The organism is Paenibacillus pinihumi DSM 23905 = JCM 16419, from assembly GCF_000422505.1.
GTDB classification, from domain to species: domain Bacteria; phylum Bacillota; class Bacilli; order Paenibacillales; family Paenibacillaceae; genus Paenibacillus_D; species Paenibacillus_D pinihumi.
Window position 1 is genome coordinate 1 of record NZ_KE383870.1, and the last position, 25,397, is coordinate 25,397.

Consider the following 25,397-nt stretch of genomic DNA (forward strand, 5'->3'; position numbering starts at 1 on the left):
AGAGGGTCGGCGGTTCGATCCCGTCAGCGTCCACCATATAAAGTAATTAACGACGCGGGGTGGAGCAGCCCGGTAGCTCGTCGGGCTCATAACCCGAAGGCCGCAGGTTCAAATCCTGCCCCCGCAACCAATTTGTTTTACCTTCGGAGAAATTCCGGGACTTATAATGTGGAGCTGTGGTGTAGAGGCCTAACATGCCTGCCTGTCACGCAGGAGACCGCGGGTTCGAATCCCGTCAGCTCCGCCATTTACATCATTTGGCTCGGTAGCTCAGTTGGTAGAGCAGAGGACTGAAAATCCTCGTGTCGGCGGTTCGATTCCGTCCCGAGCCACCTTGAAGAAAATTGTATATTTGCCGTTGTAGCTCAACTGGTAGAGCAACTGACTTGTAATCAGTAGGTTGGGGGTTCAAGTCCTCTCGACGGCACCACATGGAGGATTAGCGAAGTGGCCAAACGCAGCAGACTGTAAATCTGTTCTCGTCCGAGTTCGGTGGTTCGAATCCATCATCCTCCACCAGTTTACCTTAGGGGCATAGTTTAAAGGTAGAACAGCGGTCTCCAAAACCGTTAGTGTGGGTTCAATTCCTGCTGCCCCTGCCAATCAGTTCTATGGCGGTCGTGGCGAAGGGGTTAACGCACCGGTCTGTGGCTCCGGCATTCGTGGGTTCAAGTCCCATCGATCGCCCCATTTTTTTGAAAATTAAAATTAACCATGTTGGGAATTAGCCAAGCGGTAAGGCAACGGACTTTGACTCCGTCACTCCTAGGTTCGAATCCTAGATTCCCAGCCATTTATGCGGAAGTGGCTCAGCGGTAGAGCATCGCCTTGCCAAGGCGAGGGTCGCGGGTTCGATTCCCGTCTTCCGCTCCATAAATTTTACCTGGCGCCATAGCCAAGTGGTAAGGCAGAGCTCTGCAAAAGCTTTACCCCCAGTTCGAGTCTGGGTGGCGCCTCCATAACCACTATAATATGTGCCCTTAGCTCAGCTGGATAGAGCGTTTGACTACGAATCAAAAGGTCAGGAGTTCGAATCTCTTAGGGCACGCCATTTTCATCTTATTAGAATTATTTTTAAACTTGCCGGCGTGGCGGAATGGCAGACGCGCTCGACTCAAAATCGAGTGGGAAACCGTGGAGGTTCGAGTCCTCTCGCCGGTATTAACTCAAAACAAAGTAGTTCATTAGATATTAATCTAATGAACTTTTTTTATTTAGTAGTTAACCCTCGATCAGTGCAGTAGCTGCTGAAACCTTCGAACATTACTTCATATGGGAATTGGCTTGCGGTTGCGTAATTACTATGACCAAGCCATCTTGTACCTCTTTCATCTCTACACCATTTGCTACCAGCAAACTTGCGGAGCTATTGGTGCAGTTCATGATATCTGATTCTCCGAAAATTATGCTTCTTTAAAAGAAGAGGGAAGTTTTGAGTGATGTAATCGAGCTTAATTCGATCTCTCATAAGCTTGATGACCAGAAGTATAAGTTTACGCAGCGGTGGCAAATGTGAATCCCGATAAACAGCAAAAACGAGTTTTATAAATCCTTTTTTTTCTGCACTCTCTCAACAAGGAATCGAAGTACGCCGCTCGCCCTTCACGAAAGTTGGCTTGCCTTCAGATGCTCCCTCGCTTTTCTCGTAATACTCACCTATTTTCTAGTTGGTTGTATTTTATAAATAAAAACTACACTCAGGCTTTAGATATTCATCCAATAGTTTGGTCGCATCAATCGAGTCGACTTTTATAAATACCTTTTCAGACTGTAGATAAAAATCAATGAACTACAGTGATCTTCAATTTAGTTGTAGATGCTTTCTAACCATTTGAAGATAATCCATTCATATGAATTAGTTCATCTGAGTCGTTAGTAGTTAGCCTTAGGCTTTTCATCAAGTCATGTTCTTTCTCGCCTGGCTTTGGAATTCTCGCGGAAGGAATTACTGTTGTTTTAATTTGCAAGATTTGTTTATTCAATAAATTACAACGTTCTAACCAATGTTCTCGTAACCCGCTAACTCTCCAGGAATTAGTATTTTTTACTAATCTGAGTGAGTACGAAATGTTTGGAATTTATCGAAATGTTATTATTGTAAAATATCAGGACATAGTGTAATGTTTTATTTGAATAATATGTAATTAAAAGAAGGAAGGTGGATTTTATTACTTAAATTGGTTTTAACTACAGGGAAATCTTAAGGATGTAGCAAGGATTAAAACGCGTTTTATAAAGCTAAAACGAAATTGGGAGGAATACCTATGAAAAAGAAAATATTTATGACTCTACTTTCTGTTTTAATGGTGTTTTCTTTTGCAATGCCTGCCTTTGCTGAAGTATATTCTATAAACTTTAATTTAGCCCAAAATGGTTCATCTGCGAACGTTTGGTCTTATCTAGATGTTGATTCAAAAGGAACAGTTGAATTTAGTATAAAGGATATCAAAGATAAAAATTGGAATATAAAAGTAAAGCTAACCAATGGGAATACCGGAAAATCTGTTGAAAAGGTGTTAACTCAATCGAGTACATCTGGTAAATTTACTAATCTTCTTGCCTCGGATTCTTACATCATATCAGTAACGAATGTTGACAATTCTGCTCGCAGTGGAACATTGAATTTCTCATGGACTGGTAAATGGGGAGGGTTTATTAATTAGGCAGTTATATTACAGAATATGATACTGACAAACCAAACAAGCCCTGTTAACCTTCAATGGTCAGCAGGGCTTGTTTGGTTATCTGCTCAAATTTGTACAAGCAGTACTGGTTTAATGAAACACTCTCCATTCAATCCCGCTTCGGTTATAGAATCCTAACCGAATACAAGCTTGCCACACATCTTATTAGATATAAATTTTCATATTATACCTCTATCAATAAAGTAGACACAAAGAATCGAGAGAATTAGACGGTTTTGCGATACATACGTTTGCATTCTTTAGGCGTTAAATACCCAAGGGTGGAATGAATGACGGCGTTGTTCCTGGTTTTGTCCTTCTCAATAGTTATGAGCTTGCCATTTAGCGATCCGGACGTGACAGTGTGATTTATCGTTATTATGCTACCTTAGCATCCGTATGGACAAAAATCTCTTAGCTAAATAAAGAAACAGGGCCAACCTAACGGTTAGCCCTGTCGTGTCATGAACAATGATTATATAAGTGCTACTGTCTTTCCAGCTTAAAGCCTTCCTTCTCCAGCAATGTAACCATACCCATGTCACCCAGCAGATGCAGCGATCCAACTCCAATAAAATACGTTTCTTTTTTATCACTGTTCAAATAGTCTTTAATCTTTTCGACCATAGCTGTATTTCGGTCATCCATATTGGCTTTAACCCATTCAGCATCAAAGCCAATAAATTTAGCCGCTTCAGCCAAGGCGTTATAATCGCCCTCACTCCACATTTTAGCCAAAACATCTACTGATACATCTGGAGTAGGCGGGTTCGGAGAACCTGGCTCCAGAGTTTGCAGCAGCAGCCTTTCATTCAGCGAGTCAGAGAAGTTGTCCATCGCCTGAAACTGGAGTTCCATATTCTCCAGTGAAATAACCGGCTTTTTAGCTTTATAAGCTTTTTCCATCAGGTACCTATCAATACCCATATCCTGTTTTTGCTCGCCTTGTGAACTTTTAATAAAAAGGATTTGTTTCTCGACGAACCAAGTCTTAAAGTTATCGAAGGTATTTTCCGGAAGTCCCTGTTCTTTCAAGAATGCTGTAACTTTTTTATATGTTTCTGCGGAGATATGATCCTGCAGTTTTGTTCCGTCTTTATAAACACTCAAATCCGCTATCAGTTTCTTTGATTCCTCAGAAGCGCCCTTCATAAGATCCACCTCTACGCCCAAGTAGTCAGCAGTGTTGAATGCATTCTCAATCTCCGGACGAAGCGGATACATGCTTTCATCGGCTAGATGCATTGTACCAAGCAGATACACCGTGTTGCCCTTATTTTCTATTTTCCATAGAAAACCGCGGCTCCCTTCAGATTGCTGCTTGGAGGTAAGGGTGACTCCATGCAGCGATGGGTTCCAGGCAACCTGATAGCCTGCAGCTTCAGCGACAAAACGGATCGGGACATAGGTTACATTTCCGGTTTGTTTAGGCGCTACATCCAACTGAACTGCTTTTCCATTTGCAGTTGCTTTAGTGCTGCCAATCTGCAGGGAAAAGGAGAGGCCCTCTTTGGTACCGTTAATAGTGCGGGTTGCTTCATTCGATTTAACTTTTATCCCCATATTATCAAGAATAGGATGGATCGGTACGAGCGTAACCCCTTTTTCTACAATCGGCGCAGACTTGCCGAACTGGATTTGCTCGCCATTTAGCCGTACGGACAAGGATTTATCTGCTGCTTGAATAGAAGAGAATGCCGATGTAAGCAAAGCTAGGGAAAGAATTGAAACGATTAGTTTTTTCATCTGTATATACAACTCCTTCTAGTTGGGATAATACAAAGTGGGCTGGATAATTTTTGAATGACCATTCAGGACGCCTTTCGGATTAAACTTTTTGACCTTAATTATGATCATTCACCTTCTCCTTCCTTTGAATGAATCATCAGATGACGAAACACTTCAAGCAAGTAGTTTATAAAGTCCGGCTGAAAGTTACTTGGAAACTCCATTCCCATCAGAATTTTTCCTGTTTCGCTCTTCCCAAGCGCCTCTAGCGGTTGTTCGAGCAACCTATTGAGTATCAGCTTCAGAACAAGTCCACGCTCCTGAACAAGCGGATGCTCCGGCTGCAGCCCTTGCTTGGACATGGCGAGCAGGTTATTAAATACAATCATGATTTCATGTTCCAAATTTGCTCCACTCACAAACATAGACTCTACGAATTCATCCGGCAGCCGGTCAAAAAGCCACTGCTTCAACTCTCCTTCTTGTTGAATAGCATGAATCATCAGAATAATAAGCTGGGGATCAATTGTATCGTTATCCTTAACAATTGCTTTTACCCGTTCAATCGTAGCTATAATGCGCTGGGTATGCTCCTGTTTCTTCAGTAGCAGCTCGTATTGCACTTCCAGAGAGGTTTTAAAATCCTTGCCCCCCTGCTCTAAAAACTTGCCGATTTCATCCAAGGAGAGGTCTAAATATTTTAAGGCCAGTATTTGTTGGAGACGGAACAAATCCTCATCGTTATAAGTCCGGTGGCCCTGTTCATTGCGGCCGCTTGGCTTGAGTAATCCCTTGTGATCATAAAAATCAAGTGTACGTACCGTTGTTGAGGTTAGTTTGGCGAGTGAACCAATGGTATAATACGTCTTACTTATCTGTTTCAACCCCTTTCTAGCACTAGTATAGACCATGACGTAACGTTATGGGCAAGCATATTTTGAACTTGTAGAATAAGGTCCGATTGATAACTAATTTAACCGGATGCTATGATTTAATAACGCTCATCGGGTGCATGCCCGTTGGGCGTTTTTTTATCATCAGGGCAATCTTTCATACCCAGGATTGATGGCAGTATAGTTCATGTAGCAACGGTATTATGCATTTCAATTTATTTCGTTTCGTAATAATCTATATTCAGAACCATAGGCAAGGCTTTGATAAAAGCATGTTATCATGCAGCTGTTTTGTTCATGTCTGAGGACGATGTATGCCTACAGACAGGGATAAGCGGAAGAAAGGATGAGCAGGGCGATGTGCAGGACCTGAAAGTTAAGGTTTGCCGTGCCGTGCTAAGGCGGGGAGTACAACAATGACATTACAAAACTTGATGGAGAGTGGACTTCATGAATGAGAAGCAAAAGGCAGCCAACGGCCTGCTGTACGACGCCAATTATGATCCGGTATTAATTGAAGAGCGCAACCAGTGTAAAGCTTTATGCTATGAATATAATCAGCTGCCGCCGTTTCATTTGGAGAAGCGCAAGGAGCTGATCCGCATAATTATCGGCAAAACCGCAGGTTCGTTTTTAATTGAACAGCCCTTTATGTGTGATTATGGCTACAACATTGAAATTGGCGAAAATTTTTATGCCAATCATAACTGCATCATACTGGACGGGGCAAAGGTAACGTTTGGAGACAATGTGTTTATCGCACCCAATTGCGGTTTTTACACGGCAGGACACCCGCTGGATGCCGGGCAGCGCAATCAGGGCCTGGAATATGCATATCCGATCCATGTTGGGAATAACGTGTGGATTGGGGCACAAGTAGCAGTTCTTCCTGGCGTCACGATTGGTGATAATTCGGTCATTGGTGCCGGCAGTGTTGTCACGAAGGACATTCCTCCCGGTGTTATAGCTGCTGGAAATCCGTGCAGAGTTATCCGGGAAATCACAGAGGATGACAGCAAAAAATATTGGCGGGAAGAAAGCTAGCTTGGCCTTTTAATTAAAGCATTCCCGGGATTGCTTATCTTATCGGGGCTTCACACTTGCGACTAAAGATCAGCTATGAGATTAAGGAAGGAATGACAGGATGGCTACATGGTTTCTCGTTATCATTTACTTATCGTTTATCAGTCTGGGTATCCCCGATCCTTTATTGGGTGCTGCCTGGCCGGTTATACATCCGGAGATTGGGGCTTCGCTCGAGTCTGCGGGAATGCTGTCGATGATCGTAGCAGGAGGGACGATTGTATCGAGTCTTTCCAGCGGAAGCCTGATTCGCAGATTGGGCACAGGCAAACTGACTTTGTTTAGCTGCGTATTGACTGCTGGTTCGCTGCTTGGCTTCTCAGTTGCACCATCATTGGGATGGCTTGTGGTGCTTGCAATTCCTCTTGGTATTGGGGGCGGGGCTGTTGATGCCGCTCTTAACCACTATGTGGCATCTAACTACAAGGCCCATCATATGAGCTGGCTGCACTGCTTCTGGGGTGTGGGGGCAACAATGGGACCCATAATGATGTCCTATTATATTGCAGTCCATCATTCTTGGAGGGATGGCTATGCAGCGGTGGCCATGATCCAATTCAGTCTTGTCTTTCTTCTGCTCGTTACACTGCCGCTGTGGAAGCGGGTTGCACGTTTGCATCAATCCGGACATTCATCTGATTCAGCTGATCCCGCGGCTGGTTTGACCAGTTCAGGAACGGAGCATGCATTGGCAGCGGGCTCGCAGCACCCTCTTAAGATTAAGGGAGTTAAAATATCGCTGCTGGCATTTTTATTGTACTGTGGTGTAGAAACAATGGTGGGACTCTGGGGGGCAAGCTTTCTCGTAGGAGCCAGAAATATTACGGCGGAGACGGCTGCCGGATGGATTTCCTTGTACTATGGCGGGATTACGGCGGGGAGATTTATTACCGGATTCATAACACTGAAAGTTAATAATCGGATGCTGATCCTGGCAGGTCAATTAACAGCTGTTGCCGGAAGCATCCTGTTGCTCCTACCATTGCCTAATCAAATCACTTTAATCGGTTTTATTCTGATCGGCCTTGGACTCGCACCGATTTACCCGGGATTGCTGCATGAGACCCCAACAAGATTCGGCAAAGAAAATTCAGCAAAACTGATGGGGTATCAAATGGCAGTTGCCTACAGCGGTTCTACACTGCTTCCTCTGTTATTCGGATTGCTGGCAACTTATACGGATATTAATTTGTTTCCGGCGGTTGTCTTAATTTTTGTGCTGCTTATGCTGTTTAGTTCAGAAAAGGTCATCCGGATTTTGAAACAGAATTCGATCCGGAAACCGCTATAATGACGAGCAGACAGAAAATCGAGCCATGACGGATGGCTCTCTGTAAGGAAGAGAAAGCTGATTGTGAGCCAGACTATTGCAGCAATAATCGTTATGGTTCTGATGCAGATCAATTTGATCTTATTGTATGCCGCAATGTTACATGGACGTTAGACGACCTGGAGGCAGCATATCAAGAATGGCATCGGGTGCTTAAGCCGGGCGGACGCTTGCTTATTTTTGACGCGAACTGGAATCGTCATCTTGTAGACGAAGAGATGCGACGCAAATATGAAGAGGATCTTCAAGCCTATGCAGACCGCGGATTCGGGCAGCCGCCGCAGCATGAGGATTGGGAGGAGTCTGGCCGTTTGAGCAAGCTGCTTCCGCTGACTCATGAATGGTGTCCGGCATGGGATGTTAAGGTATTAAAGGGGCTCGGCTTTGCACAAGTGTTTACAGTGGAAGAGCTTAACGAGCGTGTGCTAGATGAGGGCCAGCAAATATTGAGCCGTTCTACGCCCATGTTTATGGTGGGAGCGGAGAAGTAATTACGGAAAATCAGATCGGGTCGGGTGGTTCGTCTCTTTGCCCGGCAACATAATAGGAATTCAAGCTCATTGGGATAATACCTGATGGGCTTTTTTTGAGGATGTTTAGTCATAAATTAAATTACAAAAAATAATATTTGTAATTTAATAGTGAATATGTTACCTTATGATCAGGAGGTGACGACAGATTGGACAAATCTCCAATACAGTTAACCAAAGAACAGATTCTTGAAGCTGCTGAAGAAACGTTAAGAAAGTTCGGTGTGGCCAGGACATCTGTGACGGATATTGCAAAAGCATTAAAAGTCAGCCAAGGCACTTTGTATCGTTATTACAAAAATAAAAACGAGTTGTTGGAAGCCGCTACTGAGGAATGGCTGCAGGAGAAAATCATCAAGCCGTTATCAGAGATTAGCGCGAAAAACAGCGAAGAAGGTTTTAAGCATCTAAGATTATATTTGCAAACCTTAATGGAGTTAAAGCAACACTATGCCAGAAAAGATGGAGAGCTGTTTTCCATGTATGCGAAAGTAACGATGGAATCCAGCGCGCTGATTGAGCAGCATATCGGGCAGATCATTGGGCATATGACATCCATTATTGCAGCGGGCAAGATGAAGATTGAAGATCCGGAACGGTTAGCGCGTTCCCTGTTCTACGCGACTTCACGGTTTCATCACCCTGGCCATGCTTATGAGTGGGACAACCCGGCTATTTATGAAGAGTTTCACGATATTATGAACTTGTTCGAATCGGGTATTCATAATAATCATTGAAAATTTGAGGGAGAAGGAGAGTTGAAGATGGGACTTACAATTCTTGTGACAGGTGCTTCCACGGGAATCAGAAATTTAACGGCAAAACCGCAAATAATTCGAAGATTATCCCCATTGAATTGGATGTTTTATCGCAGGAATCGGTAAATGCTGCAGTAGCATGTGTGCTGGAGCAGCAGGGCAAAATTGACGCGGTTGTCCATAACGCAGGCCATCTTGTAACTGGAGTGGTGGAGGCATTCTCCACAGATGAAATAATGGCCGCGTACGATGTTAATGTGCTGGGTACACATCGGGTCAATCAGGCGGTACTCCCCCATATGCGCCGTGAGCAAGACGGTCTGTGTCCGAAGAGCTGCGCATCGAATTCATGAACCGGATTGGCCTGGCTTCATTGCTGAAACCTAAACAATATTAAAGAAAGAAGGAAGAACAAATGAAACAATTAGAAGGAAAAGTAGCTGTTGTTACAGGTTCATCAAGAGGAATTGGACGCATCATCGCTGAACAGCTGGCAGATCTCGGAGCCAGCGTAGTGATCAATTACTCCAGCAGTCCGGACAAGGCGAATGAAGTCGTAGAGGGAATTACGGAGAAGAACGGCAGAGCGGTAGCGATCAAAGGCGATCTGAGCAAAGTAAGTGATGTAGAGTCATTGTTTGCAGAAACGCTGGCGGCATTCGGCAAAGTTGATATTCTGGTCAATAATGCAGGGATTATGAATAACAAACCGCTTCTGCAAGTGACTGAGGATGATTATGAGAAGCATTTTGCAATTAATGTAAAAGGAACCTTGTTTGCTTGCCAGCAAGCGATGATGCATATGGAGGAAGGAGGGCGTATCGTCAATTTCTCCACTTCTGTCACGGGTGCCATGTTCCCGGCCTATAGTGTATACGCAGCTACCAAAGGAGCGGTAGAGCAATTGACCCGACAGCTTGCAAAGGAATTCGGACCAAAGCAAATTACGATCAATGCGGTCGCACCGGGTCCGGTGAATACAGAGCTCTTCAATGTAGGCAAGACAGAGCAGCAAATCGAAGGCATGAAAAAATTAAATGCCTTTGGAAGATTAGGTGAGCCGGATGATATCGCAAATGTAGTGGAATTTCTGGTGAGTGACCAGGCCAAGTGGGTAACTGGCCAAACATTGCGTGTCAATGGCGGGTTTATATAAGAAATAGCAGTCAAAGACGGACCGGAATATAGCGGCCCAGATCTGGCTTCAGATGACCAGCAGTATCCCGGCTTCAATGGGTTAACGCTGGTCATTTATTGTTTTTGCACCCGGTATCTTCCGGCCAGAATGGAGTAATTAGCTGCCTACAGCAGAAGGCGTCCATCCGATCTTCTATATTAATAGAAGAAACTCAATTAAACGCAAATCATCATGTTGTGATCTTTATCATTTGAGAATCACAGTACATAGCGGTATAATATAAAAATTGGATATATAACTATATTTTATGGGAGTGTATTCAATTCAATCATTTGTATCTGAAGAAAGCAAGCTGTCAAATAACGGGCACCAAAATAGGAGACAAGCGGCGTATTTGAAACGGAGGTGTCTTTTGGATATAATTAGCCCTATATAACAGAACGGAGGCAAAGGAGGGGAAGGCTGAACTATGGTAGGAGGATGGATAACATGGCTGCTTATAATATTCGGAATAATAGTGGCCGTCGTCGGAGTCGTTGCTTATATGCGCATGGTATCCAATACGTCTTCCGACCGTCCGCTATCTAAATCGCAATCGAAGGATAAGGGAGAGTAACGTTGTCTTTTCTCTTGCGTATCATAATGGTATAATAAATATGAACCGAATATCTGGCTGAACCATGAGTAGCCTGACCGGGTGGATTGCTTGAGCTAAAGGAAGATTACGACGGCGTTTATGCGCTGCATTCTCGTAATGGATTTAGGACGACCAACCAAGATATGGGAGGGGATTTCATGGCCAAGAGAAGCCATAATGAAGTCAAGGACAGTCTGAAGGAACTCACGAGAATTTTTCAACCTAAAGATCCGAGAAAATTTGTTCGTGAATATATCCGTAAATACCGGATTACGGGAGGATATGAGGATGAATTGACTTCCGTTGTGGAGAACGAACTCGGGAAGATAAATTCAGTCAGCTAACGGATTCGATTCGTCAAACAACCTGTATATGACAAGCCTTGCCACATTGTGGGCAGGGTTTTTTTGTATGTATATTTTGGGCAGTTGCATCAGGAATGTTTTGCAGAAGTTCAGAATACTGTGAATGATAATCTGCAACTGCCGGAGGTGGCCTGACGGGTGGGAAAGCTCAAGTCAAATGAAGAAATCAACCAAATACGCAGAGCCGGGAAAATTGTGGCGGCCTGTCATCAGCAAATCAGGCGCAAAATCAGCCCGGGTGTAACGACGCTGCAAATCGATGCTTTTGTAGAGGAGTTTATGAGACGACACGGGGCAAAGCCGGCTCAGAAGGGCTATAAGGGCTTTCCCTATGCAACGTGCGCATCTGTCAACGATGTGGCCTGTCACGGATTTCCAGGCAATCAGCCGCTTCAGAGTGGCGATGTGGTCACGATAGATATGGTAGCCGATCTTAACGGATGGCTTGCGGACTCGGCATGGAGTTATGGTGTGGGACGGACCAGCCTTCAAACGAAAACATTAATGCAGACAGCGCGGCTGGCTTTGTATAGAGGCATAGCAAAAGCAAGAGCCGGGAACCGCATCGGTGACATTGGTCACGCTGTAGAGAGCTTTGTCACCCGGAGAGGTTATAAAGTCATTCCTGATTTTATTGGGCATGGCATTGGCAAGAAAATTCATGAGAAGCCGGATGTTTACCATACTGGCAAGGCTGGCACAGGTCTGCTGCTTGAAGAAGGAATGGTCATTACAATTGAACCTATCGTTTCTGCTGGCGGAATTGAAGTATGGACAGATACAGACGGATGGACGGTCAAAACCTGGGACAGCAGTAAAACAGCCCAGTATGAGCACACAATTGCAATTACACGTGGCGATCCGATTTTGTTGACGAAACAGAACTTGAACGGTTAAAACCAATGCTTCATATATATTGATTGCGGCGTTTCTCATGGTCAGAGAGACGGAGCAGTCCACTTCCAAGACAAGAAGCCCGCTGATTGAGCGGGCTTTTTACAGATTATCCAAAAACAGATACGAATGCCGCATCATGATGAAAGCAGTGGGACAAAGGCTTCTTTACCGGTTGGGTTTGGGACCGATGGTTTTCAATTCATGCACCGATTGCGGCATCAATTTGCCGTCGGCAAATTGATACTTCACAAAGGTATTAAATTCACCTGTTAATGGGGTTAATGGATGACCGGCCCAAGATTCCTTGGCATAGTCCACCATCTCATTTACAAACTCCTTATTGGCGGAAATATGAACCTCCTGCACCCTCGGAACCAGCTTGCGGACTTTAACGGCAATGGTCTGTTTCAATTTTCCAGATAGCTGATTCGTATCATTCACGGAAAAGTAAGAGTTGTAAGGCGTAATCAGCTTCTGATTATTATAGTAAGGGGAGCCATTGTCGTAATTATAGGTGCCTTCATTGGTTCCGGTGTTGTTTTGCTCCCGGGCATCCCGGCCGCCTGTCTTCTTGGTGCCAACAGCAGTCCAATCCAGTGCAATGCCTACATACGCATTTTTATCTGTCAGCATCACGAGGGCTGTAGCTACACCATTAATGCCGCTGACTTCCCTGGATAGCATCGAGCTGTATTCGAAATATTTGTTGTCATGCTGGTCCGGCTTGCCGGTCAGTGAACCGTAAAGACGCGGACCGATCATTTTTGGATCTCCCTTTTGCCTGGAGCCGTAATCATAATCACTGTCCTGCACTCTCCGGGTATAATTGCATCCGCCCAGCACCAAAGAGGAAGTCAGCAGAACCAGAAGCAGCAGGAGGGTGCTGCGCCATGCAGAGCTTCCCTTGAGCCATTTTTTATGGTTGTTATTAGAGCATCGTAAAAAGAACATGCGGCGAACCTCCTTAATTTCAGCTGGTATTAGCTTTTGCCGAGCGCGCTGAAATATGCGCAGACAGGAAATACATAATCGACCATACTATTGGTGAAAAATGTAGAATGAAGTTTAATTCAACCGCTTTTTGGTCAAAATGAAATAACAAAAAAAAGCTTGTCTACGCAGCTTTAAGAACAATTTGTGAATTGTTTGTGGAACATTGACAAAAAGTTGCTACAACTTTATATTTAATAAGTGATTTAGTTTGCAGGAATGTGTAAAAACGAGTAAAACCGCACAGTTGCAGCATGAAAAGCCAGTTGGATCAGGCAGCATGAAATGCAAAAAATCGCAGGTCACCATCTTAGAGAAGGTACCGTTTTATTATGTGCCCTACGGTGCAAGCGGTATCTAAAATCTTCACGCCGCACTCTCAAAAGAAATATGGGCACTTGTGCGCTGCTATGGGAGAGCGCTTATATTTCTGCTTGAGTAACGGCAAGTACATACACTGGTGATTATGCTAATGCAACTGTAGAAAAAGTCAAAAGTGGGGTAGATCAATGATGAATCGGTGGCATGTAGTGAAACGGCTTTTGCCGCTTCTTGCCATGATGTCGCTGCTATTGTCAGCATGCGGGCGGGAGGACTTGTCCACGCTGAATCCGCAAGGACCTGTAGCAGAACAGCAATTCGGACTTATGAAATTGTCGATCTCGATCATGGTGCTGGTGGTCGTTGTCGTGTTTGCCATTGCCATTTATGTTCTGATTCGTTTCCGCAGACGTCCGGGCGATAACAAGATTCCAGAACAGGTAGAGGGAAATCACAAGCTTGAAATTATTTGGACGGTTATTCCGCTTGTTCTGCTTGTAATTTTGGGTGTTCCAACCATTCAGACAGTGTTTGGACTAGCCAAGGATTACAGCAATGATGAGAATGCCATCCAGATTAAGGTTACATCGCACCAATACTGGTGGGAGTTTGAGTATCCTGATTTCGGAGTCAAAACAGCTCAGGAAATGATTATCCCGTCGAATACAATTATTTCGATTGAAGCCAAGACAGCAGACGTTATCCACTCTTTCTGGATTCCGGCTTTGGCTGGTAAAATCGATACCAACCCTGGCGGGAACGTAAACCGCATGTACTTTGAAGCGAACAAACCGGGCGTATACTACGGTAAGTGTGCTGAGCTGTGTGGTCCTTCACACGCTTACATGGATTTTAAAGTAAAAGCGGTGGACGAGGCTTCCTTTAAACGCTGGGTAACAGCAATGAAGTCTCCGGTTGATATGCCTGCCGATCCGGCAATTGCTGAGAAATTTATCAATGAATGCTTGACTTGTCATGCGATTGGTGACAAGGGCGGGCAATTGTATCCGAACCTGACAGGTATGGGTGACCGCGTAGCTGTAGCAGGATTCCTCATGAACACGGACGATGCGAAGTACGCGAACGAAGGCACCGTTTATGAGAACCTGAAGCGCTGGATTACCGACCCTCAAGAAGTTAAACCGGGCAACCATATGCCTAAGGTCAAACTGACAGAGCAGGAAATCGATGCAATTTCAAAATATCTGTCTGAGCAAAAGCTGGACTATTAATATGACAGTACTATAAGGGGGGTACCAACCTTGGCTCACGGACATACCGTTAAACGTTACAGCGGTCTTATGGATTGGCTGACAACGGTTGACCACAAAAAAATCGGGATTCTTTATCTGATTGCAGGGGGACTGTTCTTCCTGATCGGGGGTCTCGAGGCCATATTGATCCGGCTCCAGTTGTGGAAGCCGCTCAATGACTTTGTTAGCCCGGATACGTATAATGAATTGTTGACAATGCATGGTACGACGATGATCTTCCTGGCTGCAATGCCGCTGTTGTTTGCTCTTATGAATGCGATTGTTCCGCTTCAAATCGGAGCTCGCGATGTAGCTTTTCCTTTTGTTAATGCCCTTGGCTTCTGGACGTTCTTCTTTGGCGGCTTGCTGCTGAATATCAGCTGGTTTACCGGCGGAGCTCCTGATGCAGGCTGGACTTCGTATGTTCCGCTTGCAACCAATACGTACAGCCAAAACCACGGTGTAGACTATTACGTACTCGGCTTGCAGATTGCCGGTATCGGTACGCTCGTTGGTGGTATTAACTTCCTGGTTACAATTATCAACATGCGTGCGCCTGGAATGAGCTTCATGCGCATGCCGATGTTTACATGGACGGCGTTTATTACATCCGCGCTGATCCTGTTCGCATTCCCGGCTCTTACAGTAGGTCTGGTCGCTCTGATGTTCGACCGCCTGTTCAGCGCCAATTTCTTTGAAGTCTCAAACGGCGGTAACGCTGTGCTTTGGGAACACATCTTCTGGATTTTCGGTCACCCTGAGGTATACATACTGATTCTTCCGGCATTCGGTATCATTTCCGAGGTTATCAGTACGTTCTCCCGCAAGCGTCTGTTTGGATACAGCTCCATGGTGTTTGCAACCGTGCTGATCGGTTTCCTCGGATTCATGGTATGGGCTCACCACATGTTCACAGTAGGCCTGGGGCCTATTGCGAATGCGTTGTTCTCCATTGCCACGATGCTGATTGCGGTTCCTACCGGGATCAAAATCTTTAACTGGCTGTTCACGATGTGGGGCGGTTCTATCAAGTTCACAGCGGCCAACCTGTTCGCAGTAGGATTTGTTCCTACATTCGTAATGGGTGGTGTAACCGGCGTTATGCTCGCGGCTGCACCTGCTGACTTCCAGTATCATGACTCTTACTTTGTAGTTGCCCACTTCCACTACGTTATTGTTGGTGGTCTTGTGCTTGGTATTTTCTCAGGCTTGCATTACTGGTGGCCGAAGATGTTCGGACGCATGCTGAGCGAAGGTCTTGGCAAGCTGACGTTCTGGACATTCTTCATCGGATTCCATCTGACATTCTTTGTACAGCATTTCCTTGGCTTGCTCGGTATGCCGCGCCGTATTTACACGTACCAGGACGGATTGGACTTCAATCTGATGAACCTGATCAGTACGGTAGGTGCTTTGCTGATGGGTATCGGTACGATCATCTTCCTGATCAATATTGTGGTTACAGCTGTGAAGCCGAAGAATGCTGCAGCAGATCCTTGGGAAGACGGCCGTACGCTGGAATGGGCGATCCCATCCCCGGCACCGGAATACAACTTCCTGCAAACTCCGCTTGTTCGCGGATATGATGCGCTTTGGAAAGAAAAAATGGATGGCAATAAAGGAATGACACCGGCTGAGCCGATTGGTCCAATCCATATGCCATCACCATCAATCCTGCCATTCGTAATGTCTCTGGGCCTGTTCATTACCGGTTTCGGTCTGATGTACAGCCATTACATTATCGCAGGCGCAGGCTTGCTTATCACATTTGGATGTATGTTCCTGAGATCGATATTTGATGATCACGGGTTCCATATTGAACCGGAAGAACTGAAGGACAAGGGGGTAAAAGCATGAGCGCACATTCACATGTAGATGGTCAGCTTCCGCACGAGCCGGAAAAAGCCACCCTTGAAGGCCGCAATAAAGTACTTGGCTTCTGGCTTTTCCTTGGCGGAGAAACCGTATTGTTCGGTACTTTGTTTGCAGCATACCTTGCACTTCGCAATCAGGTAGGAGACGGAAACCCTACATCACAAGAGCTGTTTGACCTGGGTCTTGTTGCTGTAGCTACCTTTATCCTCCTTACCTCAAGCTTGACAAGTGTATTCGCCATTCAGGCGATGCACAAAAATCAGGTCAAACCGATGCTGATTTGGCTCGCAGTTACTGTATTGCTCGGACTTGGATTCCTTGGATTGGAAATTTATGAGTTCGTTCACTATGTACATGCAGGCCATGGCTTTACGACCAGCGCTTTCAGTTCATCGTTCTACACGCTTGTCGGCTTCCACGGAGCCCACGTGGCCTTTGGTGTCGTCTGGATTACCATTCTTATCTTCCAGGTACTGAGGAAGGGCCTAAACGTTGTAACGGCTCCTAAGGTTTATGTTGCCGGTATGTACTGGCACTTTATTGACGTCGTGTGGGTGTTCATTTTCACAGTCGTATACCTGATGGGAAAGGTGGGCTAAATCATGTCAAGCAACCATTCCGCTTCGGAGCAGCAAGGTCGTCGGCATAAGGTCGAAGGCCCGCAAAAGCATATTATTGCTTATGTTTTCTCACTTGTACTGACATTGCTTGCTTTTGCAACAGTTATTGCCGGTGAAGTCAACACAATGTTTACGTACATCTTGCTAATCGTCATGGCAGGGATTCAAGTTTATATCCAAATGGCGTTCTGGATGCATATGAAGGATCGCGGACATATGTATGCCATCGTTGGAATTTTGACAGGGGTTTTCGTCGTCTTTACGATGGTTGTCATGGCAGAATATTGGGTTTGGTGGTAAACTTAGCCTAAACCAGTTTCAAGAGGGCGGTCGCTATGTGTGGCCGTCCTCTCTCTTTTAAAGGAATAAGGAAACTTAGCTGTAGTGCACATGTAACTTGGTCTTGATTACGAAACGGGGCTTGCGCCAAAGGCAGCGGCGGCCGTTTACGATAGATAAAGGGGGAAAAATCCATCATGCTCGGTCTGGAGTATTTTACCTTCGAGGATTTGTGGAGCCCAATTGTATTTTTCATTTGTGCCGCGCTGACGATTTTATATTTTTATGTCGTAGGGCCATGGCGTGAGAAGCATTACCCGTTAGAACCCGAGGTAGGCGCCAAGAGCAAGTTCTGGTTCGTGCTTGGGATAACCCTGTACTATTTGTGTCAGGGCGGCCCTATTGAGCTGCTGGGGCATCTGACGTTCACCTTCCATATGACGAACATGTCCATTACGTATCTGATCGTTCCGCCGCTGATGCTGCTTGGCATTCCGGCATTTGTCTGGAGACATGTATTTTCGGCATCATTTTGGAACCCTTTCAGATGGTTAATGAATCCGATGCTTACGCTGCTGATGTTCAACATACTATTTTCGATTTATCACATTCCAGTTGTCCATGATTTTGTGATGGTCAACTTTACTATCCACCGTATTTATTACCTGGCGATGCTGGTTGCCGCCTTTATGATGTGGTGGCAAATCCTTTGTCCGGTCAAGGAATGGGCAAGACTTACTGATGTGAAGAGAATGGGCTATATTTTTGCTAACGGAGTTCTCCTCACACCAGCCTGCGGACTGATTATTTTTGCGGAGTCACCGATGTATGCAACGTATAATGATCCTCAGGTATGGGCTACCGCGATGGGGTACTGTGTCTCTGGCGATCCAAGTGTTCTGCTGTCCGCATTTGAAGGGCCGACTTTCTTTAATTTCTTGCCCATCATCGAGGATCAGCAGCTCGGAGGTATCGTCATGAAGCTGGTTCAGGAGTTTATGTATGGCACGATTCTTGCCTATGTATTCTTCCAATGGTATAAGAGAGAGCATTCTGACTCCAATGACAGCCTGCCAAATCCGGAGCCCGCAGGCAGCTAGATCAGTTGCAAATACTTTCAATCACCTGTTGTGACGGGGCGGTTGAAGAGAGCAGTCAGCCAGAGTGATTCTGGCTGACTTTTTTTGTGATTTTTCAGGGAAGGTGGCGGCGCAACCGGTAAGGAAATTGCGTATTGGATTTAACTAAGAAAAACCAGGATAAATGGTCTAGTTCAAAATAGACATTAAAAGACATAAAGCGACAATAAACTAAATCTATTGACATATAGAACCAATATATAGTATAAAAGAAATAGTAATTAAGAACTAAAGGGGCAAACTTAGTGAAAGCTAAGGGCGCAAAGCCACGGGCCTAAAGCAGGGATGCTATGGCAGCCGGGTTGCACAATGCTATGCATGTTTTTTTAAGTGCGTACGAATTGCCCTTGCATATTTGTAGGGCATTTTTTTTATGTTATTTTTTCCAGCTGCAATAGGTTTAAATCATGAGGTTATACAGTATTTAGTCTTATTTAGGGGATGTGTAGATCGAATGGCTTTGAGCTTGGAGTACTATAAGGCTGTATCGCGAGTGGGTTCCAATGTTCTGTCCGGTTATCTTGGAATGACTGTTTCCACACTGGAATTGCGGGAGCAAGTCCAGCTTAATGCGGTTCAGGATGTCGCCGTCAAGATCGAAATGCTGGGCCAACTGGATGGACGGATTATTTGCACCATGAATGAAGAAACAGCAAAGCAGATTGTGGGCCGGATGTTTGGCGGGATGGAGGTCCAGCAGCTGGATGAGATGGGATGGAGTGCAATTCAAGAGTTTGGCAACTGGTTTGTCAGCGGAATTGCAACCGAATTCTCTAACCAGGGGCTTGATGTTAACATTTCCCACCCAAGTATTGAACAGAAGGACGCAGTCGGGGAGTCATCGGAGCATTTTGTCGTCACGCCTCTTGAGAGTGAATACGGTATAATCGATATTTATTCCAAACTTGTCATAAAATCAGCATAAAGTAAGGAGAGGTCAGTTCAGGATGGCTAAAGTAATGGTAGTGGATGACGCTGCTTTTATGAGAATGATGATTAAGCAAATTTTGACGGAGTCCGGTCACGAGGTTGTTGCAGAGGCTGTTAATGGGCTGGAAGCTATTCAAAAGTATAAAGAAAACATGCCGGATCTCGTCACGATGGATATCACGATGCCAGAGCTGGATGGTGTAGAGGCTGTAAAAGGAATTCGAGAGATTAATTCCAAAGCCAAGGTGATTATGTGCTCTGCGATGGGGCAGCAGCAAATGGTCGTTAGCGCAATCCAGGCAGGCGCATCGGATTTTATCGTTAAGCCTTTCCAAAAGGACCGGGTATTAGAAGCTGTACAGAAAGTATTGGGTTAGGATCGGACTTTTACATAGATCAATCAAGCGATGAATGAATCTCCCTATATTATGGGAGATTTTTTTATTTGCCTGTTTTAATTGTACATTTCTGGAATCGGCACCGAAAGTGAAATTGCAAAATCAGTTGAAATTGATAGTTGCCGAATGAAATGTGTTGACAGCATTAAATATGGTCATTATACTGTGTATATCGATATACACAGTATAATGACTCTTGAGGAGGAACCTATGAACACCTGGAGAGGTGCTTGGCACATTTTCAAATACGATATGAAGCGGGACAGGTATGGCTTCATTTTTAACATTTTGTTTTATACCTATCTGGTCGTTGTTATGATGCCGCTAGCCAATCTTGGCAAGGATAGCCCCAACATTTATTGGCTGAAGGATGCTCTCTACTTCTCAGTTTTGCCGAACATGGGCTACATTTTCAGTAAAAATATTTTTCGATATTGGTCAGATGACACATTTAGCCGGAAGCTGCTTTTATATCGGACACTTCCCATTACTGCTAAACAGTTTGTGGCCGCTCGATTCTTTAATTTGATGGTTACCATGCTGCTTGGCTGGTTGTATTTTTTCGGATTGCAGTATATGTTGACATCGATTTTCTTTGATGCCCCGAACTTGGCGGCATATGCCGGCCAAGCATTATTCTGGCTTGGATATGCGACGATCATGGGCGTAACTTATGTATATTGGGAGTTGTGCCACTCCGGTAAAGTATTTGTAATCGCGACACTGCCTTATTTCCTTTTTTACGGTCTGCTTGTATATCTGTGCTATGCATCCGGATTCTCGGCTATCCTGCTTATTTACGATAAGGTACTGGCTGGGGGCTGGTGGATTCCCGTCACGGCAATATTGATTGCAGCGGCTGTCGTCTTGGCGGGGTGGAAGATGATAACGATTCGGGTTAAAGCCCGTGTAATGAATTGAACGCAAGATGAGGTGATGGTGTGTGGATTCCAATTCAAATCAATGAGACAAGTGCGGAGCCATTGTACCATCAAATTACGGTTCAGCTCCGGGCGCTAATTGTGAGCAGACAGCTAGCAGCGGGAACGTTATTGCCTTCAATCCGCGAACTGGCACAGCAGCTCAAATGCAGTATTATTACGATCAGGCGGGTCTATCAGGATCTGGAGGCGCAGGGACTGCTTCGAACCCGTCAGGGAATGGGCACTTACGTTGCAGAAGTAGATGAGGATGACCGGGACAGGCACCGGTTTGAAGCTGTAGTGACAGCCTTCGAGGCCGCTGTCGATGCGGCTCTTAGAGTCCAGTGCACAACTGCCGAGATGGAGAAAATTTTGCAGCAGGTGATTGCCAAACGGAATGAACAGAAGAAGCCTGGGGGGAGCTGAGAAATTTGATGGATTCCGTAATTCGTTTGACCGATGTAAAGGTGGAACGGGAGCATTTTATACTTGGACCTTTGCAGATGGAAATACCAAGGGGGTATATTACTGCAATTGTCGGTCCGAATGGCTCAGGAAAAAGCTCTACCTTTGAATTAGTATTGCGAATCAGCCGGCCGGATAGCGGCCGGATTGAACGGTTTGGAGAGACAGTGGGTGATGATGCGTCCGAGATTGCTTTCAAGCAGCGAATCGGCTATCTGCCTGAAGAAGCAAACCGTGAAGAAAGTTGGATGACAGGAACAGATAAGGCTGATTTCATCAAGTTCTGGTATCCGACGTGGAATGTGAACCGGTACAGTGACTTGATCCGGATTTTCGAGGTCGATCCCAAGCTGAAGCTCAGCAAGATGTCCAAAGGGATGCGCCGCAAGTTCGACCTTGCGGTCGTGTTGGCACACAACCCCGAAATGCTGCTGCTGGATGAGCCATCGTCTGGGCTGGATCCGATTTCATGGAAACGTATGATTGATATTTTTCAGAAATATATGGAGGCAGAGAACCGGACGATTCTGATTGCAACCCATATTATTGATGAGGTCAAACGGCTTGCCGACTACATCATCTTTATGGCGGGCGGCCGCATTCTGGGAACCTATGAGAAGGATGAACTGCTCGGAAGCTGGCGTGCATTTTTCATAAGAGAGCAGGATCTTGTTGGTCATTCCGGTTTGCAGGAGCTTCCGGGTTTTGAGAAATCTGGAGCCATGGGCGGCGGATTCATCAGAGTTGTATCGAGCAAGGCAAGTCTCGCAGAGCAGTGGCTGCTGGGAGCGGGAATTGCAGTGAGCGGGCAAAATCCGCTGGAACTGGATGATATATTGGAGGTTCTGATCGAAACGAAGACGGACTATTAATCGGACAAGAAGGGGAACTGCACATGAAACCATTAGCGCTGGAGCGTGTATCGAAGCAATACGGGGAAAAAACGGCTGTCAACCAGATCAGCCTTGATGTTGGGGCAGGTGAAATTTACGGGCTGCTCGGAGCAAACGGCGCCGGCAAAACGACGACAATGCGTATGGTGCTGGGGCTGATCTATCCGGATAGCGGAAAGATCCTGTACAAGGGCAAACCGTACAGCCAGGAGCAGCTGAGCATGCTGGGGTACCTGCCTGAGGAGAGAGGCATGTATCCAAAGGTTAAAATAAGCGATCAGGTCATCTATCTGGCACAGCTCAGAGGCATGGCGCGCAAGGATGCGGACCGCAATCTGAAGGCTTGGCTGGAGAAATTCAATATCTCGGAATATTACAATATGAAGATCGAGGAATTGTCCAAGGGGAACCAGCAAAAAATCCAATTTATTGCGTCGGTTATTCATGACCCGCAAATTCTCATTCTGGATGAAGCTTTCAGCGGCCTTGACCCCGTTAATGTCGAGCTGCTGAAGAAGACGGTAAAGGAGCTGCGGGATGGGGGAAAAACAATTTTGTTCTCAACACACCGCATGGAGCATGTGGAAGAACTGTGCCGCAATATTACAATTATGCACAGGTCCAACCCCGTTATTCAGGGCAGCTTGAAGGAAATTAAAAAGCAGTTCAACCGGGAGCGCGTTATTCTTGGGGCGGACGTGCCAATCCACGGACTGGAGGGCGTAGCCGGCGTCAAGAAGGTAGAGGAGCTGGAGCAGGGAAACGGGTATACGATTTGGATCGACCGGGAAGAGACGGCACAGGAGCTGCTGCACCATGCCATGAAACAGACGGTACTGACGCGCTTTGAATTGCTGGAACCAACGTTAAATGAAATCTTCATTCGATCGGTGGGTGAGTCCAATGAATAATTTTATGGCAGTAGTCGGGTTTACATTGCGCAACAAATTGCGGACCAAATCGTTTGTTGTGATCACAATCATTATTGCTGTTATCCTCAGTATCGGTGTGAATCTTCCTTATATTATTTCGCAATTCAAATCGGAAGAGGGAGCAACGCAGGTCGGTTATATCGCATCCAATATTCCTGAGGTAGCAGAACCGCTGAAGGCGTATTTGGGGGCCAATGAGGGATCAAAGGTTCAACTGGTGTCCTATCCGGATGCCGGGTCGCAGGATGCCAATGAACAGGCACTGAAGCAGGCAATCAAGGACGGGAAAATCAAAGGATACATTGTGCTGGAGGAAGATGCTGCGACAGGCTTCCCGAAAGTGACCTACAAGTCGGAAAACATGATGGAATCCGGTATTACTGGCGCACTTCGGACAGCGCTGCAGGCTGTCAAAACCGAGAATGTCATTAAGGATGCCGGATTGTCAGATGCTCAAAAAGCGTTGCTGCTGATGCCCATTCAAATTGAAGCCGCACAAATCTCTGTTACAGATAATGTCGGGACAGGCAAGACCGTAGAGCAGCAGGGCTTGGCTATGGGCTTCGTCTATGCCATGATTATCGTACTCTTTATGGGGATTTTCGTGACGAGCCAGATGATTGCGACGGAAATTACCGCAGAGAAAAGCTCCAGAGTGATGGAAATTCTGGTAACGAGTGTCGCGCCTCTCAAGCAAATGTTCGGTAAAATTACAGGCATGTTCCTGGTGGGACTGCTGCAAATCGTTGTATACATCGTTGTATTCCTGGTTAACGTTTCCTTGCCGCATAATAAAGCATTGCTGGCCGGATGGAATTTGAACTTTGGAGATCTTGATCCGATGCTGTATGTGTACGCATTGATCTTTTACTTGACGGGCTACTTCCTGTATTCCACACTGTGCGCGGCAGTCGGTTCGATTGTGAGCCGGACAGAGGACCTGGCACAGGCAATGATGCCGGTGACCATGCTGGCGATGGTCGGATTCTATATCGGCATCTTCGGCATGACGGCTGCAGATTCGACGCTGGTCAAGGTTGCTTCTTTCATCCCGTTCTTCTCGCCGTTCGCCATGTTCCTGCGCATCGGCCTGACTGAACCGGCCTGGTGGGAGATCGTGCTGACGCTTGGTCTGCTGGCTGTAACGATTTTCGTGCTCGGCTGGATTTCGGCTAAAATCTATCGCACCGGCGTCCTGATGTACGGCAAGCGCCCGACGTTCAAGGAGCTTCGCAAAGCAATGAAGGCTTATAAGGTGTAGCAGTTTGGAATCTTCACTTGTAGATTTTATTTAATAATGCCGGTTGTGAGTAATGTTTATAGATGACATCAAATCTATTAATAGTTGAGATTATTATAGTATATGTTTGAGATCAATTTTAAATATCCAGTAGATTTTATAAACATCACGCACTAGGTAAGGTCAAGATAGTTTGGGTTATTGTTGCATTTTAGGGGAAAGTTTATAATCATCATTTTTGAAGCAGGAAAAGAATGGTGTAAAAGGATGGGGGACTACATTTCGTTCTGAGAATGGAACCTTAGCAGTTTGCAGTTCTTTAGTAGCCAGTCAATCTAAAACCTACGTGTTTTAGGTGACTGGCTGTTATTGTTTATTGGTAGTAAGAGTGGAAAAGATAACATCGAGATTGCCTATTTATGTAATTTAATGAACCGAGTTATTTTGTCCGCATACTAATATTTCAGAACGATTTAATACAATTTGGGAGGATGAAATGGGTGTCACAAGCGAATATTCCTAATATTACTCCTAGTATCACCATTTCAAGGGACGATGCGTTAAATCTGTTGTTGGCTTCGATTGCAATCGAAGAACTAGGTATGGGTCACGTTATCAATGCCGAAGCTGAGAAAATTCAATACGCGGTTGGTACATTACCGGGTCTCAGCGTTCCAGCTACCATCAGTGAATTACTTGCAATTGACAGTAGCGTAAAAAGTACACTGAGTGAACTCGTAAAGAAAGAAATACTTCTGAGTAGCAAATTGGATAGCGTTTTTGCAGCACCATCTCTGCTCGGCCCAACGGGGGCTACTGGCGCAACAGGGCCAGCTGGTGGACCCGTCGGTCCAACAGGAGCTACTGGCGCAGGAGTAACCGGGGCAACAGGAGTAACGGGAGTAACTGGAGCGACCGGAGCCACCGGAGCGACCGGAGCCACCGGAGCGACAGGAGCGACCGGAGCGACAGGAGCCACGGGAGCCACGGGAGCCACGGGAGATCCAGGAGCGACCGGAGCAACAGGAGCAACAGGAGCGACAGGAGCCACGGGAGCCACGGGAGCCACGGGAGCAACAGGGGCAACGGGAGCCAC

General features: G+C 45.7%; 25 protein-coding genes, 12 tRNA genes, 1 pseudogene and 1 riboswitch. Of the genes and pseudogenes, 35 read left to right on the forward strand and 3 right to left on the reverse strand.

Annotation, left to right across the window (positions count from 1 at the left end):
• The first annotated feature begins 53 nt into the window (after positions 1 to 53).
• The 13 genes from H583_RS0130325 (at position 54) to H583_RS0130385 (ending at position 2,663) form a co-directional block, all read left to right on the forward strand.
• Positions 54 to 130: transfer RNA gene (locus H583_RS0130325), tRNA-Met, on the forward strand.
• 40 nt (positions 131 to 170) lie between these two features.
• Positions 171 to 247, forward strand: a tRNA-Asp gene (locus H583_RS0130330).
• A gap of 12 nt (positions 248 to 259) precedes the next feature.
• Positions 260 to 332 (forward strand) — tRNA-Phe (locus H583_RS0130335).
• A 22-nt stretch (positions 333 to 354) separates the two neighbouring features.
• Positions 355 to 430: transfer RNA gene (locus H583_RS0130340), tRNA-Thr, on the forward strand.
• A 3-nt stretch (positions 431 to 433) separates the two neighbouring features.
• Positions 434 to 519, forward strand: a tRNA-Tyr gene (locus H583_RS0130345).
• 9 nt (positions 520 to 528) lie between these two features.
• Positions 529 to 602: transfer RNA gene (locus H583_RS0130350), tRNA-Trp, on the forward strand.
• A 12-nt stretch (positions 603 to 614) separates the two neighbouring features.
• A tRNA-His gene (locus tag H583_RS0130355) sits at positions 615 to 690 on the forward strand.
• Between the two features lie 28 nt (positions 691 to 718).
• Positions 719 to 793 (forward strand) — tRNA-Gln (locus tag H583_RS0130360).
• Between the two features lie 5 nt (positions 794 to 798).
• Positions 799 to 873: transfer RNA gene (locus H583_RS0130365), tRNA-Gly, on the forward strand.
• 12 nt (positions 874 to 885) lie between these two features.
• A tRNA-Cys gene (locus H583_RS0130370) sits at positions 886 to 959 on the forward strand.
• A gap of 15 nt (positions 960 to 974) precedes the next feature.
• Positions 975 to 1,051, forward strand: a tRNA-Arg gene (locus tag H583_RS0130375).
• Positions 1,052 to 1,082: 31 nt separating this feature from the next.
• A tRNA-Leu gene (locus H583_RS0130380) sits at positions 1,083 to 1,161 on the forward strand.
• A 1,103-nt stretch (positions 1,162 to 2,264) separates the two neighbouring features.
• A complete protein-coding gene (locus tag H583_RS0130385) occupies positions 2,265 to 2,663 on the forward strand; it encodes a hypothetical protein (RefSeq protein ID WP_028563767.1) in 399 nt (132 codons plus the stop codon).
• 507 nt (positions 2,664 to 3,170) lie between these two features.
• On the opposite strand, the gene H583_RS0130390 is transcribed toward H583_RS0130385, so the two are convergent.
• Both H583_RS0130390 and H583_RS34865 read right to left on the reverse strand, forming a co-directional pair.
• Entirely contained in the window at positions 3,171 to 4,430 is a 1,260-nt protein-coding gene (locus tag H583_RS0130390; protein WP_028563768.1) for a TraB/GumN family protein, read from the reverse strand.
• 107 nt (positions 4,431 to 4,537) lie between these two features.
• Positions 4,538 to 5,296, reverse strand: coding sequence for a MerR family transcriptional regulator (locus H583_RS34865; protein ID WP_028563769.1), 759 nt, complete (start codon positions 5,294 to 5,296; stop codon positions 4,538 to 4,540).
• 459 nt (positions 5,297 to 5,755) lie between these two features.
• On the opposite strand from H583_RS34865, the gene H583_RS0130405 reads away from it, so the two are divergent.
• The 9 genes and pseudogenes from H583_RS0130405 to map all read left to right on the forward strand — a co-directional run bounded on the left by H583_RS0130405 (position 5,756) and on the right by map (position 12,043).
• Positions 5,756 to 6,349 carry a sugar O-acetyltransferase gene (locus H583_RS0130405; RefSeq protein WP_028563770.1) on the forward strand — a complete coding sequence of 198 codons (594 nt, stop codon included), beginning with the start codon at positions 5,756 to 5,758 and terminating at the stop codon, positions 6,347 to 6,349.
• Positions 6,350 to 6,449: 100 nt separating this feature from the next.
• Positions 6,450 to 7,679 carry an MFS transporter gene (locus tag H583_RS0130410; RefSeq protein WP_028563771.1) on the forward strand — a complete coding sequence of 410 codons (1,230 nt, stop codon included), beginning with the start codon at positions 6,450 to 6,452 and terminating at the stop codon, positions 7,677 to 7,679.
• A gap of 32 nt (positions 7,680 to 7,711) precedes the next feature.
• Complete coding sequence (locus tag H583_RS34870; protein ID WP_051237252.1) at positions 7,712 to 8,209, forward strand: class I SAM-dependent methyltransferase; 498 nt, start codon at positions 7,712 to 7,714, stop codon at positions 8,207 to 8,209.
• Between the two features lie 188 nt (positions 8,210 to 8,397).
• Positions 8,398 to 8,985, forward strand: a complete 588-nt coding sequence (locus tag H583_RS0130420; RefSeq protein ID WP_028563772.1) for a TetR/AcrR family transcriptional regulator — start codon at positions 8,398 to 8,400, stop codon at positions 8,983 to 8,985.
• Positions 8,986 to 9,086: 101 nt separating this feature from the next.
• Positions 9,087 to 9,359, forward strand: a pseudogene (locus H583_RS0130425) (SDR family NAD(P)-dependent oxidoreductase); the annotation flags it as partial.
• Between the two features lie 62 nt (positions 9,360 to 9,421).
• Positions 9,422 to 10,162 carry an SDR family oxidoreductase gene (locus H583_RS0130430; RefSeq protein WP_028563774.1) on the forward strand — a complete coding sequence of 247 codons (741 nt, stop codon included), beginning with the start codon at positions 9,422 to 9,424 and terminating at the stop codon, positions 10,160 to 10,162.
• Between the two features lie 451 nt (positions 10,163 to 10,613).
• Entirely contained in the window at positions 10,614 to 10,760 is a 147-nt protein-coding gene (locus H583_RS36980) for a hypothetical protein (protein ID WP_154666039.1), read from the forward strand.
• 179 nt (positions 10,761 to 10,939) lie between these two features.
• A complete protein-coding gene (locus tag H583_RS0130440) occupies positions 10,940 to 11,125 on the forward strand; it encodes a hypothetical protein (RefSeq protein WP_028563775.1) in 186 nt (61 codons plus the stop codon).
• Between the two features lie 159 nt (positions 11,126 to 11,284).
• On the forward strand, positions 11,285 to 12,043 hold the full coding sequence (gene map / locus H583_RS0130450; protein ID WP_028563776.1) for a type I methionyl aminopeptidase: 759 nt from the start codon (positions 11,285 to 11,287) through the stop codon (positions 12,041 to 12,043).
• Between the two features lie 165 nt (positions 12,044 to 12,208).
• On the opposite strand, the gene H583_RS34875 is transcribed toward map, so the two are convergent.
• Positions 12,209 to 12,994 (reverse strand): YhcN/YlaJ family sporulation lipoprotein, encoded by a 786-nt coding sequence (locus H583_RS34875; protein ID WP_161631232.1) that lies wholly within the window; start codon positions 12,992 to 12,994, stop codon positions 12,209 to 12,211.
• 548 nt (positions 12,995 to 13,542) lie between these two features.
• Here H583_RS34875 and coxB point away from each other — a divergent pair.
• From coxB to H583_RS37930, 13 genes are all read left to right on the forward strand, one after another.
• Positions 13,543 to 14,586, forward strand: a complete 1,044-nt coding sequence (coxB, locus tag H583_RS0130460; protein ID WP_028563777.1) for a cytochrome c oxidase subunit II — start codon at positions 13,543 to 13,545, stop codon at positions 14,584 to 14,586.
• A gap of 30 nt (positions 14,587 to 14,616) precedes the next feature.
• Positions 14,617 to 16,464: a cytochrome c oxidase subunit I gene (ctaD, locus tag H583_RS0130465; protein ID WP_028563778.1), complete on the forward strand. Its 1,848-nt coding sequence runs from the start codon at positions 14,617 to 14,619 to the stop codon at positions 16,462 to 16,464.
• Entirely contained in the window at positions 16,461 to 17,081 is a 621-nt protein-coding gene (locus H583_RS0130470; RefSeq protein ID WP_028563779.1) for a cytochrome (ubi)quinol oxidase subunit III, read from the forward strand. Before ctaD ends, H583_RS0130470 begins: the two co-directional genes overlap by 4 nt.
• Positions 17,082 to 17,084: 3 nt before the next feature.
• A complete protein-coding gene (locus H583_RS0130475) occupies positions 17,085 to 17,402 on the forward strand; it encodes a cytochrome C oxidase subunit IV family protein (RefSeq protein ID WP_028563780.1) in 318 nt (105 codons plus the stop codon).
• 176 nt (positions 17,403 to 17,578) lie between these two features.
• Positions 17,579 to 18,481 (forward strand): cytochrome c oxidase assembly factor CtaG, encoded by a 903-nt coding sequence (gene ctaG, locus H583_RS0130480; protein ID WP_036711621.1) that lies wholly within the window; start codon positions 17,579 to 17,581, stop codon positions 18,479 to 18,481.
• Between the two features lie 264 nt (positions 18,482 to 18,745).
• A riboswitch (cyclic di-GMP riboswitch) is annotated at positions 18,746 to 18,830 on the forward strand.
• A 144-nt stretch (positions 18,831 to 18,974) separates the two neighbouring features.
• Positions 18,975 to 19,445: a chemotaxis protein CheX gene (locus H583_RS34880; protein ID WP_051237254.1), complete on the forward strand. Its 471-nt coding sequence runs from the start codon at positions 18,975 to 18,977 to the stop codon at positions 19,443 to 19,445.
• A 22-nt stretch (positions 19,446 to 19,467) separates the two neighbouring features.
• Positions 19,468 to 19,827, forward strand: a complete 360-nt coding sequence (locus H583_RS0130490) for a response regulator (RefSeq protein ID WP_028563782.1) — start codon at positions 19,468 to 19,470, stop codon at positions 19,825 to 19,827.
• 231 nt (positions 19,828 to 20,058) lie between these two features.
• Positions 20,059 to 20,769 carry a hypothetical protein gene (locus tag H583_RS0130495; RefSeq protein WP_028563783.1) on the forward strand — a complete coding sequence of 237 codons (711 nt, stop codon included), beginning with the start codon at positions 20,059 to 20,061 and terminating at the stop codon, positions 20,767 to 20,769.
• Between the two features lie 20 nt (positions 20,770 to 20,789).
• Positions 20,790 to 21,197, forward strand: a complete 408-nt coding sequence (locus H583_RS0130500) for a GntR family transcriptional regulator (RefSeq protein WP_028563784.1) — start codon at positions 20,790 to 20,792, stop codon at positions 21,195 to 21,197.
• Between the two features lie 8 nt (positions 21,198 to 21,205).
• Positions 21,206 to 22,108: an ABC transporter ATP-binding protein gene (locus tag H583_RS0130505; RefSeq protein ID WP_036711623.1), complete on the forward strand. Its 903-nt coding sequence runs from the start codon at positions 21,206 to 21,208 to the stop codon at positions 22,106 to 22,108.
• Positions 22,109 to 22,131: 23 nt separating this feature from the next.
• A complete protein-coding gene (locus H583_RS0130510; protein ID WP_028563786.1) occupies positions 22,132 to 23,040 on the forward strand; it encodes an ABC transporter ATP-binding protein in 909 nt (302 codons plus the stop codon).
• A complete protein-coding gene (locus H583_RS0130515) occupies positions 23,033 to 24,322 on the forward strand; it encodes an ABC transporter permease (protein WP_028563787.1) in 1,290 nt (429 codons plus the stop codon). The genes H583_RS0130510 and H583_RS0130515 overlap by 8 nt, the downstream gene beginning before the upstream one ends.
• 479 nt (positions 24,323 to 24,801) lie before the next feature.
• On the forward strand, positions 24,802 to 25,397 hold a 596-nt coding region (locus H583_RS37930; RefSeq protein WP_483823580.1), incomplete at its 3' end, for an alpha-helical endospore appendage domain-containing protein.

Coding starts and splice junctions, on each gene's coding strand:
- H583_RS34870 (WP_051237252.1), top strand. CDS start 7,712: ATGGCTCTCTGTAAGGAAGAGAAAGCTGATTGTGAGCCAGACTATTGC.
- H583_RS34880 (WP_051237254.1), top strand. CDS start 18,975: ATGGCTTTGAGCTTGGAGTACTATAAGGCTGTATCGCGAGTGGGTTCC.
- H583_RS0130470 (WP_028563779.1), top strand. CDS start 16,461: ATGAGCGCACATTCACATGTAGATGGTCAGCTTCCGCACGAGCCGGAA.
- H583_RS36980 (WP_154666039.1), top strand. CDS start 10,614: ATGGTAGGAGGATGGATAACATGGCTGCTTATAATATTCGGAATAATA.
- ctaG (WP_036711621.1), top strand. CDS start 17,579: ATGCTCGGTCTGGAGTATTTTACCTTCGAGGATTTGTGGAGCCCAATT.
- H583_RS0130515 (WP_028563787.1), top strand. CDS start 23,033: ATGAATAATTTTATGGCAGTAGTCGGGTTTACATTGCGCAACAAATTG.
- H583_RS34875 (WP_161631232.1), bottom strand. CDS start 12,994: ATGTTCTTTTTACGATGCTCTAATAACAACCATAAAAAATGGCTCAAG.
- H583_RS0130495 (WP_028563783.1), top strand. CDS start 20,059: ATGAACACCTGGAGAGGTGCTTGGCACATTTTCAAATACGATATGAAG.
- H583_RS0130430 (WP_028563774.1), top strand. CDS start 9,422: ATGAAACAATTAGAAGGAAAAGTAGCTGTTGTTACAGGTTCATCAAGA.
- H583_RS0130390 (WP_028563768.1), bottom strand. CDS start 4,430: ATGAAAAAACTAATCGTTTCAATTCTTTCCCTAGCTTTGCTTACATCG.
- H583_RS0130510 (WP_028563786.1), top strand. CDS start 22,132: ATGAAACCATTAGCGCTGGAGCGTGTATCGAAGCAATACGGGGAAAAA.
- H583_RS0130490 (WP_028563782.1), top strand. CDS start 19,468: ATGGCTAAAGTAATGGTAGTGGATGACGCTGCTTTTATGAGAATGATG.
- H583_RS0130410 (WP_028563771.1), top strand. CDS start 6,450: ATGGCTACATGGTTTCTCGTTATCATTTACTTATCGTTTATCAGTCTG.
- H583_RS0130405 (WP_028563770.1), top strand. CDS start 5,756: ATGAATGAGAAGCAAAAGGCAGCCAACGGCCTGCTGTACGACGCCAAT.
- H583_RS0130505 (WP_036711623.1), top strand. CDS start 21,206: ATGGATTCCGTAATTCGTTTGACCGATGTAAAGGTGGAACGGGAGCAT.
- H583_RS0130440 (WP_028563775.1), top strand. CDS start 10,940: ATGGCCAAGAGAAGCCATAATGAAGTCAAGGACAGTCTGAAGGAACTC.
- H583_RS0130385 (WP_028563767.1), top strand. CDS start 2,265: ATGAAAAAGAAAATATTTATGACTCTACTTTCTGTTTTAATGGTGTTT.
- coxB (WP_028563777.1), top strand. CDS start 13,543: ATGATGAATCGGTGGCATGTAGTGAAACGGCTTTTGCCGCTTCTTGCC.
- H583_RS0130475 (WP_028563780.1), top strand. CDS start 17,085: ATGTCAAGCAACCATTCCGCTTCGGAGCAGCAAGGTCGTCGGCATAAG.